13 protein-coding genes are annotated in these 13,267 nt (G+C 40.4%); 10 read left to right on the plus strand and 3 right to left on the minus strand.

What is annotated here, in order from left to right; all coding sequences use genetic code 11:
• Nucleotides 1-41: 41 nt before the first annotated feature.
• Genes trpC through trpA form a run of 3 tightly spaced genes read left to right on the plus strand, consistent with a single transcriptional unit; the run spans nucleotide 42 to nucleotide 2,263 of the window.
• The gene (gene trpC, locus NQ505_RS21505) at nucleotides 42-824 is read left to right on the plus strand and encodes an indole-3-glycerol phosphate synthase TrpC (protein WP_008999707.1); all 783 of its coding nucleotides are present in this window, start codon (nucleotides 42-44) and stop codon (nucleotides 822-824) included.
• A 26-nt stretch (nucleotides 825-850) separates the two neighbouring features.
• Nucleotides 851-1,474, plus strand: coding sequence for a phosphoribosylanthranilate isomerase (locus tag NQ505_RS21510; protein WP_004300108.1), 624 nt, complete (start codon nucleotides 851-853; stop codon nucleotides 1,472-1,474).
• A gap of 18 nt (nucleotides 1,475-1,492) precedes the next feature.
• Nucleotides 1,493-2,263 (plus strand): tryptophan synthase subunit alpha, encoded by a 771-nt coding sequence (trpA, locus tag NQ505_RS21515; protein WP_004300109.1) that lies wholly within the window; start codon nucleotides 1,493-1,495, stop codon nucleotides 2,261-2,263.
• Between the two features lie 184 nt (nucleotides 2,264-2,447).
• Here trpA and NQ505_RS21520 read toward each other — a convergent pair whose 3' ends face one another.
• Complete coding sequence (locus NQ505_RS21520; RefSeq protein WP_008999706.1) at nucleotides 2,448-2,804, minus strand: hypothetical protein; 357 nt, start codon at nucleotides 2,802-2,804, stop codon at nucleotides 2,448-2,450.
• A 208-nt stretch (nucleotides 2,805-3,012) separates the two neighbouring features.
• On the opposite strand from NQ505_RS21520, the gene NQ505_RS21525 reads away from it, so the two are divergent.
• From NQ505_RS21525 to NQ505_RS21550, 6 genes are all read left to right on the plus strand, one after another.
• A complete protein-coding gene (locus NQ505_RS21525; protein ID WP_004300111.1) occupies nucleotides 3,013-4,053 on the plus strand; it encodes an asparaginase in 1,041 nt (346 codons plus the stop codon).
• A 241-nt stretch (nucleotides 4,054-4,294) separates the two neighbouring features.
• On the plus strand, nucleotides 4,295-6,679 hold the full coding sequence (locus NQ505_RS21530) for an LruC domain-containing protein (protein WP_008999705.1): 2,385 nt from the start codon (nucleotides 4,295-4,297) through the stop codon (nucleotides 6,677-6,679).
• A 234-nt stretch (nucleotides 6,680-6,913) separates the two neighbouring features.
• Complete coding sequence (locus tag NQ505_RS21535) at nucleotides 6,914-7,279, plus strand: PleD family two-component system response regulator (protein ID WP_004300114.1); 366 nt, start codon at nucleotides 6,914-6,916, stop codon at nucleotides 7,277-7,279.
• Between the two features lie 17 nt (nucleotides 7,280-7,296).
• Nucleotides 7,297-8,454 carry a sugar transferase gene (locus NQ505_RS21540; protein ID WP_004300115.1) on the plus strand — a complete coding sequence of 386 codons (1,158 nt, stop codon included), beginning with the start codon at nucleotides 7,297-7,299 and terminating at the stop codon, nucleotides 8,452-8,454.
• 11 nt (nucleotides 8,455-8,465) lie between these two features.
• On the plus strand, nucleotides 8,466-9,413 hold the full coding sequence (locus NQ505_RS21545) for a glycosyltransferase family 2 protein (RefSeq protein WP_008776583.1): 948 nt from the start codon (nucleotides 8,466-8,468) through the stop codon (nucleotides 9,411-9,413).
• Complete coding sequence (locus NQ505_RS21550; RefSeq protein WP_004303727.1) at nucleotides 9,365-10,012, plus strand: acyltransferase; 648 nt, start codon at nucleotides 9,365-9,367, stop codon at nucleotides 10,010-10,012. Before NQ505_RS21545 ends, NQ505_RS21550 begins: the two co-directional genes overlap by 49 nt.
• 543 nt (nucleotides 10,013-10,555) lie before the next feature.
• Here the strand turns inward: NQ505_RS21550 and NQ505_RS21555 are convergent.
• Nucleotides 10,556-11,167: a helix-turn-helix transcriptional regulator gene (locus tag NQ505_RS21555; RefSeq protein WP_004300118.1), complete on the minus strand. Its 612-nt coding sequence runs from the start codon at nucleotides 11,165-11,167 to the stop codon at nucleotides 10,556-10,558.
• On the minus strand, nucleotides 11,157-11,861 hold the full coding sequence (locus NQ505_RS21560; protein WP_008651739.1) for a hemerythrin domain-containing protein: 705 nt from the start codon (nucleotides 11,859-11,861) through the stop codon (nucleotides 11,157-11,159). Before NQ505_RS21560 ends, NQ505_RS21555 begins: the two co-directional genes overlap by 11 nt.
• A 208-nt stretch (nucleotides 11,862-12,069) precedes the next feature.
• Here NQ505_RS21560 and NQ505_RS21565 point away from each other — a divergent pair, with 208 nt between their 5' ends.
• Complete coding sequence (locus NQ505_RS21565; protein ID WP_004303728.1) at nucleotides 12,070-13,245, plus strand: phosphoribosylaminoimidazolecarboxamide formyltransferase; 1,176 nt, start codon at nucleotides 12,070-12,072, stop codon at nucleotides 13,243-13,245.
• The last annotated feature ends 22 nt before the right edge of the window (nucleotides 13,246-13,267 follow it).

The raw sequence follows: 13,267 nt of genomic DNA on the forward strand, positions 1-13,267 counted from the left end.
TTTTTGCAAATCCATCATTTACAATTAATAATCCCACATCAATGAAAGATATATTATCAGAGATTATAGCAAACAAACGATTTGAAGTTGACCTGCAAAAGCAGGCTATCTCCATCGAGCAATTACAGGAAGGCATTAGCGAGGTTCCGACCTCTCGTTCTATGAAGCAGGCATTAGCCTCGTCTGCATCGGGTATTATCGCTGAATTCAAGCGTCGGTCTCCATCCAAAGGATGGATAAAGGAAGAAGCATGCCCGGAAGAGATTGTTCCCTCCTATGCAGCAGCAGGAGCTTCTGCCCTTTCCATCCTCACCGACGAGAAGTTTTTCGGAGGAAGCCTGAAGGACATCCGCACTGCACGCCCTTTGGTAGAGATCCCCATTCTTAGGAAGGACTTCATCATTGACGAATACCAGCTTTATCAAGCCAAAATTGTCGGTGCCGATGCCGTACTTCTTATCGCAGCCGCATTAGAACCGGAGAAATGTAATGAACTTGCAGAAAAAGCTCATGAACTAGGTCTGGAAGTTCTTCTGGAGATTCATAGCTCCGAGGAATTAATATACATCGACAAGAAAATAGATATGATAGGAATCAACAATCGTAATCTGGGTACTTTCTTCACTGATGTAGAAAACTCTTTCCGCTTGGCCGGACAGCTTCCCCAAGATGCTGTATTGGTATCCGAAAGCGGCATCTCCGATCCGGAAATAGTAAAACGACTTCGGGCAGCCGGATTCCGTGGATTCCTGATCGGTGAAACATTTATGAAAACACAGCAACCGGGAGAAACTTTACAGAATTTCCTGCAAGCAATCCAATAAACTAATTATTCAAAACGGACAGCCCTATGATTAACGGAAAAATTATCAAAGTATGCGGTATGCGTGAAGCTGAAAACATACAGGACGTAGAGTCTATCGAAGGCATAGATATGCTGGGATTCATCTTCTATCCTAAATCTCCCCGATATGTCTACGAGCTTCCGGCTTACTTGCCCATTCATGCCCGGCGTGTCGGAGTTTTCGTCAACGAAGACAAGCAGACAATCAGCATGTATGCTGATCGTTTCGGACTGAATTATGTACAGCTCCACGGAAATGAATCACCGGAATACTGCCGGTCCTTACATTCCACTGGATTGAAAATCATCAAGGCCTTTTCAGTAGACCGTCCCAAAGATTTGAGAAAGGTATATGACTACGAAAAAGTCTGTGATCTTTTTCTGTTCGATACCAAATGCGAACAGTATGGTGGTTCGGGAAATCAATTCGACTGGAGTATTCTGGATATGTACAATGGACATGTCCCCTTCCTTTTGAGTGGAGGCATTAACTCATACAGTGCCAATGCCCTGAAAGAGTTCAAGCATCCCCGGCTTGCCGGATACGATCTCAACAGCCGTTTTGAATTGAAACCGGGAGAAAAGGATCCGGAGCGTATCCGGACATTTTTAAACGAATTAAAATCATAATCTAAAAATTCCAACGTCATGAATAGAATTAATCAACTTTTCAATAGCAACAAGAAAGACATACTTTCTATTTATTTTTGTGCCGGTACTCCTACTTTGGATGGTACCGCTGATGTAATCCGCACGCTCGAAAAGCACGGAGTGAGTATGATTGAAGTCGGCATTCCTTTCAGTGATCCGATGGCAGATGGCATTGTTATTCAGAATGCCGCAACCCAAGCATTACGCAACGGTATGTCTCTAAAACTTCTTTTTGAACAATTACGGGATATTCGCAAGGACGTAAAAATCCCACTTGTGCTTATGGGATATTTAAACCCAATCATGCAATTCGGATTTGAGAATTTCTGCCGTAAATGTGTGGAATGTGGTATCGACGGCGTCATCATCCCTGATCTCCCTTTCCGTGATTACCAAGAACATTATCGTATCATTGCCGAACGCTATAACATCAGAGTGATTATGCTCATCACACCGGAAACCAGCGAAGAACGGGTACGCGAGATAGATACACATACCGACGGATTTATTTATATGGTTTCATCAGCAGCAACCACCGGAGCGCAACAGGATTTCAACGAACAAAAACGGGCTTACTTCAAAAAGATTGAAGATATGCATCTGAACAATCCGTTGATGGTGGGATTTGGTATCTCCAATAAAGCAACATTCCAAGCAGCTTGCGAACACGCTTCCGGAGCTATCATCGGCAGTAAGTTCGTCACTCTGCTCGAAGAAGAAAAAGACCCGGAAAAGGCGATTACCAGACTGAAAGAAGCCCTGAAGTAAGAGCCTCGGATGAAAATCTCCGCAGGTCGCAGGGCTATTTCCGCAAACCGTGGGGCTATTTCTGCAAGCCGTGGGGAGGTCGTACTTCACCCGTGGGACGAGCAGAGACGAGCCGTGAGCTGAACAAAAACAAGACGTGGACTGAACAGGATCGAGGCGTGGGCTGACAATCTCGTTGCCCCTGTCATTCACCGAATCCGAAGTCCGAACAACAACAGCAGCAGTCTTCCTTTCCTCGCCAATATTGCTGCTGTTGTTTACAACAGTAGTAATATTTCTCTTCTACTCTACTCTCTTGGGTTTCATTCGGTTTTCGCCCTTTATCCATCGGCGTTTCAGAGGTTTTTTCCACTGCACTTTTTTCCACTGGTTTTTGCATACTATTAACCACTGATTTGCTGTAGTCATTCTTTGCACACAGATACAGCAACAACACATAAATCCCTACAAGTTGCACTCCCCCTATCTGATACATCATGACGCTCAAATTGTCGTCTGCCCCAAAACAGATTTCTAACAGAAAATACCGGTCATTTTTCATTTTCTCTTTCGTTTTTTATTTAAAGCCGGACACTTCGTCCAACCTGCCCCAAAGATGAGGACATTTTTTCATACTACATATCGCAAAAATGCAACATAGATATTTTTTATAGCCTTGTCCTTCCAACTTTATATAATTCGTCATTTACCACTCATTATTCGCATTTAATCCGTATCTTTGCCAATGTTTTAACAGTAATTCAACAATTATGAGAGCAGAAACTCCTTCCGTTTTGTTAATTTACACGGGTGGGACTATCGGAATGATAGAGAATCCGGAAACAGGTGCCTTAGAAAATTTCAACTTCGATCATTTGCTTAAGCACGTCCCCGAACTGAAAAGATTCAACTACCGCATTTCCTCCTACCAATTCGATCCCCCTCTCGACTCTTCGGACATGGAACCTGCTTACTGGGCAAAACTGGTAAAGATCATCAATTACAATTATGATTATTTCGATGGTTTCGTCATCCTTCACGGAACAGACACAATGGCTTACACTGCCTCTGCACTAAGTTTCATGCTCGAAAATCTAAGCAAACCTGTCATCCTCACAGGTTCCCAGCTCCCGATCGGGACTTTGCGCACAGACGGAAAGGAAAACCTCATCACAGCCATCGAAATTGCAGCAGCTAAAAATCCGGATGGTACAGCCATTGTTCCGGAGGTTTGTATTTTCTTTGAGAATCATTTGATGCGTGGTAACCGTACCACCAAAATCAATGCGGAGAATTTCAATGCTTTCCGCTCTTTCAATTATCCGCCATTGGCACGGGTAGGTATCCACATTAAATATGAGCCTAATCTCATTCGGAAACCAGACCCGACAAAACCGTTAAAACCGCATTACCTGTTTGACACCAATGTGGTTATTCTAACACTTTTTCCGGGCATTCAAGAGAGTATCGTGACTTCTCTGCTTCATGTTCCGGGATTGAAAGCGGTTGTCATGAAAACCTTCGGTTCGGGAAATGCTCCGCAAAAAGAATGGTTCATCCGCCAACTAAAGGAAGCTACCGATCGTGGAATTATCATTGTCAACATTACACAATGTGCCTCCGGAGCAGTAGAAATGGGACGTTACGAAACAGGAATGCATCTTCTGGAAGCAGGTGTAATCAGTGGATATGACAGTACCCCCGAATGTGCCATAACAAAGCTCATGTTTTTATTGGGACATGGATTACCCAACAAGGATATCCGATATAAAATGAACTCCTGCTTAATAGGAGAAATCACCAAGTCTTAAGTTAAATCCATTTATTGTAACCCCCTGATTTTCATTTTAAACAGTTGTATAAAAGTGAAAATCAGGGGATTTCTCTTCATCATCATCAAGGCCGAATCAAACCTAAAAGAGCCAAAGAAGAACCAAAACGGAAGTATAGTTGTTTTCACTCCATAAAATAACAGAAAAAACATTTCCAATAAAAGATATGCAGTTATTTTTGTGATGGATTTGGTTACAAACAATCAAGCAATAATACATTATGATGAAGAAAACAATTCAATTTGTACCCATCATTGCAATAGCGATGGCAGGTACTATGTCTAGTTGTGTTGACTCTGGAAAGGATCTCTATGATCCGTCTTACGAAACACCTAACCCGATGGGAGATGGCTTTGCTGCTCCCGATGATATCGATTGGAACATGATAACCACTAAAAATGTCTCGGTCGAAGTGAAAGATGAAGAAGGAGGGTTATTTGCTTATTTAGTTGAAATATATGCAGAAGATCCTTTGACTAATGAAAGCGCTTCCGTGCTCGCTGCAAGGACAGCTAATAAAGAAAACAACTTTAAATTTACAGCTGCTGTCAGTCTGCTCCCAACTCAAAAGGGCATTTATGTGAAACAAACCGACCCCAAAGGACGTGAACAGGTATATCAGTTCGATGTACCCGAAAACAGCGATAATATTACCTGTAAACTCTATTATGCAGAATCTGCAGCACAGAATAGAGCGTTAATGAGTCGTGGCGTTGCTACAAGGAGTCTTGCTTTTGAAAAACCTGATTACTCTTCCATACCAGCCGATGCTAAGGAAGTTACAGAAATGACCGGAACGACTTTACTGCGTAATGCTAATTACAAAATCACCTCTGACTATAACGGTACATTCAAATTTGACGGATATGACGGTGATATCGCAACCAGAGTTTATGTAGATGCCCAATGGACTATTCCTGCAACTTTCCAATTCCAAAACGGAATTGAAATCATTGTGATGAACAATGCAAAGATTAAAGCATCAGGAACCATGACGTTCATAAGAAACTCCATGCTGACTATCATGGAAACAGGAGAAGTAAATGCAGACGATGTATCATTCACCAATGGAGCACCTGCCGCATTTAGAAATTGGGGTACACTAACTGTTGCAAACAAAATGACGCTACACTCCGGCGCAACACTTTACAATGAAGGAACCATAACAAGCAAGGATATCTCAATCAATTCTAACACAAAAATTGTGAATGACAATAAGATTGAGTTGAAAGGCGAATTAAATCTGCCATCCAACTTCTCATTAGAAAATAATGGAGAGATTTATGGAGAGGCATTAATTGCAAATTCTGATGCTGTTGCTACTAATAACAACATCATGAGATTTACAACCATCAGTCTCACCAATACAACATTCAACAATGCTTGTAGCATGGAAGCCACTACTTCTTTCTATGCGAACGGAGCAACATTCAACTTTACCCAGGGATACCTAAAAGCTCCTAAGATGGAGTTTGTCAATGGAACAGTAAACTTAAGCAATGGTTCTATGCTGGATGCAACTGTAAGTATTTATATGAACACCGGTCATGCTAAGTTTTATGGAAAAGGCGAAAATACTTCCATGATAAAATCTCCGGTTATAACCGGACAAGGTTTCACGTATGATGGTAATTTAGTCATTGAATGCGATAATCATGTTGAAAAAAGCCCATATTGGAACAACTTCTACGTGCAGAATGGTGCATACTTTACTAAAATGGGAGAATCCAAAGTTACGATAGAAGTCTGCACGGGTAAAAAGAATAACGGAAATGAAGGAGGAGATCCTGAAGATCCTAAGTTCCCGATCATCATGGACGATAATCGCAATTATGCTTATCTGTTTGAAGACCAATGGCCTTTATATGGGGATTACGATATGAACGACCTTGTTCTGATTATCAAGGAAAGAAAGATCTCCATCAATAAGAGCAATAAGGCAGAAGAGTTCACGTTAAGTCTTGATTTATCGGCTGCCGGAGCTACCAAGAGTATTGGAGCTGCTATCATGCTGGACGGTGTTCCTGCCAGTGCTATCACACAGCCGGTGGAATTCAGTGACAACTCTCTTTTTAAAGGTTTCAATGTGAATAGTAATCTGATTGAGAACGGACAGGACTATGCGGTTATTCCATTATTTGACGATGCTCACAAAGCATTGGGAAGAGACCGTTACGAACAGATCAATACAATTGCAGGTCACTCTGCCAATACGAGTCCTAAAAATATCAGTTTCACTATAAAGTTCAGCAATCCTATCTCCGTGGATGAGCTTAATATCAATAAACTGAATGTTTTCATTTTCGTAGAAGGAAACAGAAACCAGCGTAAGGAGATTCATATTGTCGGTTATCAACCAACTAAGTTGGCAAATACAGACTTGTTCGGAGGAAACAACGACGATAGTTCTACTTCCCGCAAGAGATATTACATCAGCAAAGATAACCTGGCATGGGGAATCATGGTTCCGACAGACTTCAAATGGCCTTTGGAATATGTGAATATCAAATCTGCTTACTCGTTATTCGAAAGTTGGGTGACCAGTGGCGGTACTAAAAATGAAGAATGGTGGAAAACTTTTGATTCATCAAGAGTATATAAATAAGCCTAACAATTAATCTTTAACACGGATTCCAGTTTTTATGGAATCCGTGTTTTTTCATTAAGATGCTGTAAGTTGCAATTAATAGAAAAAAAAGATATATCACGAATTTTACTCTCCAGATTGGGGATTATTCTAAAATAATATCTATATTTGCAGTGTATCACAAATATTATGTGACAACAATCTTAATCTATAAATCAAATAACAAAGCAAGCGATAGAAAGGTCTATTCGTATGAAGAAAAAAATATTACTAGTCGATGATAAATCGACAATCGGAAAAGTGGCCGGTGTGTATCTAGGAAAAGAGTATGATTTTACCTATTTGGAAGATCCCATCAAAGCAATAGAATGGCTTAATGAAGGCAATGTACCTGACCTCATTATTTCAGACATTCGTATGCCTCTCATGATGGGGGATGAATTCTTAAGATACATGAAGAACAATGAATTATTCAAGTCAATTCCTATCGTTATGTTATCCAGTGAGGAAAGTACAACGGAAAGAATCAGACTATTGGAAGAGGGAGCAGAAGACTATATCCTGAAACCATTCAACCCTTTGGAACTCAAAATCCGAATCAAAAAGATTATTGACTAATACCGGGTCTTCTACACATGCAATATTTTGTTTATATAGGCAGAGATAGCAAAACAATAGAACTACTCTCCCGACTAAGTATTGGGGTATTCTATGCTGCACCCAATTGTAGCAAAGCTGTCAAAGTATTGGAGAAAATACGCGAAAAATATGACGCAGCTCTATTTTTCGAACAAGTGAACATATCCAAAGATATTGCAGATATCCAATACATGCGTAAAAAGTATCCGGGGCTTTATATGGTACTCGTTATCGACTCCTTATCTAAGGAAGAAGCATCTGAATATCTTAAAGCCGGTATCAACAATACGATAAAATATGAAACAAGCCAGGAGGCTTTAAAAGATTTATCAACTTTCCTTAAACGAAGAAAAGATCAGAAAATAAAGGCACTTCAACTTAAAGCACAAAATATAAATGCTTTCCGCCTGCCTTTATGGAAAAGAACTTTTGATATTTTCTTTTCAGGAATGGCGATATTATGTCTTTCTCCTCTCTTAATATTTACTGCACTAGCTATCCGGATAGAAAGTAAGGGTCCTATTATCTACAAATCCAAGCGCGTAGGGAGTAATTATCAGATATTCGACTTCCTCAAATTCCGTTCGATGTATACTGATGCCGACAAGCATTTAAAGGATTTCAATGCCCTTAACCAATATCAGCAGGAAGATGAGGATATTTGGGGAGAAGAACCGGAAGCGGAAGTGAATGAAGAAATCGATGAAGAAGAAATCCTCTTGATATCTGACGATTTTGTAATCTCCGAAGAAGACTACATTAACAAGAAGTCCAAGGAAAAAAGCAATGCTTTCGTTAAGCTGGAAAATGACCCTCGAATAACTAAGATTGGACGTATTATACGTAAATATAGTATTGACGAGTTACCCCAGCTTATTAATATTTTAAAAGGGGATATGTCAATAGTAGGCAACCGCCCTCTCCCACTCTATGAAGCCGAGTTGCTGACAAGCGATGAACACATCGACCGTTTCATGGGTCCGGCCGGATTGACCGGTTTATGGCAGGTAGAGAAAAGAGGCGAAGCCGGTAAACTTTCTGCTGAAGAACGCAAGCAATTGGATATCACCTATGCAAAGACATTCTCTTTCTGGTTGGATATAAAGATTATTCTGAAAACAGTTACTGCATTCATTCAAAAAGAGAACGTATAATCTCCTTCCAGATGATAGACTCTTATATCTACATAATAGATGATCTGGTATTCTTCTGTACAGGGCTTTTGCTCCTATACCTCTTTGTGATGGCCATAGCCTCACATTTCAAACATATCACCTACCCGAAGGCTCAAAAGGAATATGGTTGCGCCATTCTCGTTCCGGAGGGAAGTATTCTTCCGGATATGTATAAAGAAGAAGCGTACGAGTTTATCACATACAGCGATCTACATCAGACAATCAACAGTTTAGACCAGGAACGATACGACCTGGTTCTCTTCCTGTCCAATACAGCATGCGCTTTATCTCCGCAATTCCTGAATAAGATATATAATGCCTATGATGCCGGTGTACAAGCCATCCAACTACATACGATAGTAGAAAACCGCAAAGGCATCTGTAATCGCTTCCGGGCTATACGTGAGGAAATAAAAAACAGCCTCTGTAGAGCCGGCAATACACAATTCGGACTGTCATCCAATTTATTGGGGACTAATATGGCAATCGACCTAAAATGGCTACAAAAGAACATGAAAAGTTCTAAGACTAATATCGAACGAAAATTATTCCGACAGAATATATACATTGACTACTTGCCGGATGTGATTGTTTATTGCCAGTCCGCACCCGCCTGTCCTTACCGGAAACGTATCCGGAAAACAACTTCCTACTTACTCCCTTCCATATTTGAAGGAAACTGGAGTTTCTGCAACCGGATCGTACAACAATTAACGCCTTCTCCACTTAAATTATGTATCTTCGTAAGTATTTGGACTTCGTTGATTACCGTATATAATTGGACCTTATCATTCGGATGGTGGATTGCACTTTTCGGTCTATTAATCACTTATAGCCTGGCAATTCCTGATTATCTGGTAGAGGACAAAAAGAAGAAAAAACATTCAATATGGAGAAGAAAACACTTAAACAGCGAATTAAAGAAAACCCCGGCTTAAAACAGGCTGTACATCGTTTTATCATGCATCCCGTTAAAACTCGCCCTAATTGGTGGATACGGCTCTTCGATTTCATATACCTGAAACGCGGAAAGGGTTCTGTCATCTATCGGAGTGTACGCAAAGACCTCCCTCCTTTCAACCGATTCTCTTTGGGTAAATATTCTGTTGTCGAAGACTTCTCCTGTCTGAATAATGCAGTTGGCGACTTGACAATCGGAGATTATACACGCATCGGATTGAGAAACACAATCATAGGTCCGGTTAATATTGGCAATCATGTCAACCTGGCACAGAATGTAACGGTCACAGGACTCAACCATAATTATCAGGATGCAGAAAAGATGATTGACGAACAAGGTGTCAGCACACTGCCTGTTGTCATCGAAGATGATGTATGGGTAGGTGCCAATTCGGTCATTCTACCGGGAGTAACTTTAGGGAAACATTGCGTAGTGGCTGCCGGAAGTGTAGTCAGTCATTCCGTCCCACCCTATTCAATATGTGCCGGATGCCCTGCTAGAATCATAAAAACATACGATTTCGAGACTAAAGAGTGGAAAAAAGTAGAGAAAACACCTGCTACTAACCATAAATAGTGAGAATAGCTACAGAATATACCTCATAAAGGTGATTGTGACACATTCTGAAACGCATTATCTTTGCAGTATCAGAATTGAATTAATTAGTCATAATTTTATTACGTAGCCACATTTAAGTAAAAAATGAAATAGAGTCCCGCCGAAGCGATTTCGTCGGGATTTTGTTTTTTATTACCTTAATCCAATCCACAGACTTAAATCCCATATAAATAAAAAACGAGCTAATTCTTTTTATAGAACCACTCGCCACTGCATCAGAAAAGCCTAAAGGCTTTTCCATAGTACCTCAAATTTCCTGAAAACTAATCTTCTTTTTACCTAAAAACGTCTTACCTATTGTTATCCTTTTACCTTCTACTAAAAACTTATCCTATTGAACTAAACTAAAAAACTTTTAATACCTTAAACTGTCTAATCTAATACCTTATTTAATATTTTCTTTTACCTTATAAACTAACAGCAATTTCTCAACTGCTTTGCAAAGGTACGAATATTTTTCGTGTGCGCAAACGGTTTTATATTTTATAACACTTCCGCAGGCTATAAATCTTTCACATCGCTCAATGCAACCAGCTTATTTACAATAGCATAGATAGTCAAACCGGCAGCACTATGTATTTGCAATTTTTTGCTAATATTTCTTCGGTGTGTAATCACCGTATGAATCGACAAAAAAAGCTTTTCCGCTATTTCCTTATTTGTCATTCCCTTCACCACACAGATGACGATTTCTTTTTCCCGCTGGCTAAGCGTATCCTGATTATCCATCTCTTCTTCTTCGGAAACCACATTCAATAAACCTGCAATTTTCTTAGAAAGAGTTTCCAAATCATCGAATATCGAAATAGACTCATCATACTTACCCAATAATGAAGCATCTACGAAAGAAGTAACCAACGCTATTAAACGTATTCTTTTACCGGATATTTCTTCTCGAAACTTAGCTACATCAAAGTAATCACCAAAAGTAGGATTGACAATTAACATTTCGGGACATTGCGTTCGGACGCAATCGTGCAAAGCTTCAACAGACAGTAATTCTATTGGTTGTACTTTTACGTTAGAAAGACGCTTCAATGCAGCAGTCAACCCACCACGAATAATTACAGAGGTCTCTGCAATAGCTATTCGAACTACTTCGTTATTTTTCATTTTCCCTAATCCTCCTTTCCAAATTCAGAATAGCAGGAACAAAAATATAGTCCTCAACCTTGCAATGAGATTCCAGTCCGGCTTCGCAAGCATATATGTCGAAAAGAGCCGCGTTCAGAAGATTTTCATTTGCTTTGGCAGGGCAATATTTAATAATGATATTTTTCAGTTCTGTCAATTTCTCCCCTACCTGATCGTGATGCTTGGAAAATGTACTGATCTGATAGTTTTTGGGAGCAACTCCTTTAATCAATGAATCGACATACTTAAATACGGTTTTCTCTTCATAATCCATGTGCTTACGCACCTCTCGTGTATATTCATCGAAAAACTTAAGGATGAGAAAAGCAACATCGTCTTGCGAACAGTCGATTGCCTCGATCAATTTACGACGAATAGCGGGAAGAGAAAAATCCAGAAAATAAATATGTGCCTGCCGCAGATAATCAATCAATGCAGGTATGGAAATATCATCTTTATCTCCATCGAGCCGGGAAAAGCCTTCAGCCATAAAGTTGACTACAATCAGAAAGGTCCGGCAGTCTACTCCATTCAGTTCACACACCTCCTTGACTGTCTTGTCACCGAACCCCAACGAAAGCCCAAAACGACTCATCACTTGCAACAAAGAATAATTATCGCTGATGAGATCGATCATCTTATCAGTTGGCTTATATTTTTGTAAATTATCCATCATACCTATTTATATTAGAGACTGCAAAGGAACGGAATATTTTGCTGAAATGCAATCATCATTTATAGGTATTTTAATTCGCCGGAAATAGCCAAATACTAATTATATGCTACTATTTTGTAGCGTAACTTTAGGCAAGCTAGTCTTTTTTTAGTAATTTTGTCGCTATCAATTTGTAATTAGTAACTCGTAATTTGTAATTAATAAAATGGCAAACGAACTCGAACTGAAATACGGCTGCAACCCTAATCAAAAGCCTGCCCGTATCTTCATGAAAGAAGGCGAACTCCCCATCGAAGTATTGAATGGACGTCCCGGTTATATCAATCTATTGGATGCATTCAACAGTTGGCAACTAGTGAAAGAACTGAAAGAAGCTACCGGACTGCCGGCTGCCGCGTCTTTCAAACATGTCAGCCCTGCAGGTGCTGCTGTTGCGGTAGAAATGAGCGACACGCTGAAGAAGATTTATTTTGTCGATGACATGAAACTATCTCCATTGGCTACAGCATACGCCCGTGCACGTGGAGCAGACCGTATGTCGTCTTACGGAGACTTTATCGCATTATCCGACACTTGTGACGAAGAAACAGCACGCATCATCAACCGTGAAGTATCCGACGGAGTCATTGCTCCTGACTATACTCCCGAAGCACTGGAGATTCTAAAGAATAAAAGAAAAGGAACCTATAATGTAATAAAGATAGATCCTGCATACCGCCCGGCTCCTATCGAACATAAAGATGTATTCGGAGTAACTTTCGAACAAGGAAGAAACGAATTGAAGATCGATGAAAGTCTTTTGAAAGAGATGCCTACGCAGAACAAGGAAATCCCGGCTGATGCAAAACGCGACTTAATCATTGCCTTAATCACTTTAAAATATACACAATCCAATTCTGTATGTTATGCCAAAGACGGACAGGCAATCGGTATTGGCGCAGGCCAACAGTCACGTATTCACTGTACGCGCCTGGCAGGAAATAAAGCAGATATCTGGTATTTACGCCAACACCCGAAAGTGATGAACTTGCCGTGGATTGAAAAAATCCGTCGTGCAGACCGTGACAATACGATTGACGTTTACATTTCGGAAGATTATGACGACGTACTGGCAGACGGTATCTGGCAACAGTTCTTCACTGAAAAGCCGGAAATACTGACACGCGAAGAAAAACGGGCATGGTTGGATACGATGACAGGCGTAGCTTTAGGATCAGATGCATTCTTCCCATTCGGAGATAATATAGAACGCGCACACAAGAGTGGCGTCAGCTATATTGCACAACCGGGCGGATCAGTACGTGACGATCATGTGATTGGAACTTGCGACAAATACAATATGGCAATGGCATTTACAGGCATCCGCTTGTTCCACCATTAAAAAGATCGACCATTTTTCCATA

The sequence above is a fragment of the Bacteroides sp. D2 genome (assembly GCF_025147085.1).
Taxonomy (GTDB): domain Bacteria; phylum Bacteroidota; class Bacteroidia; order Bacteroidales; family Bacteroidaceae; genus Bacteroides.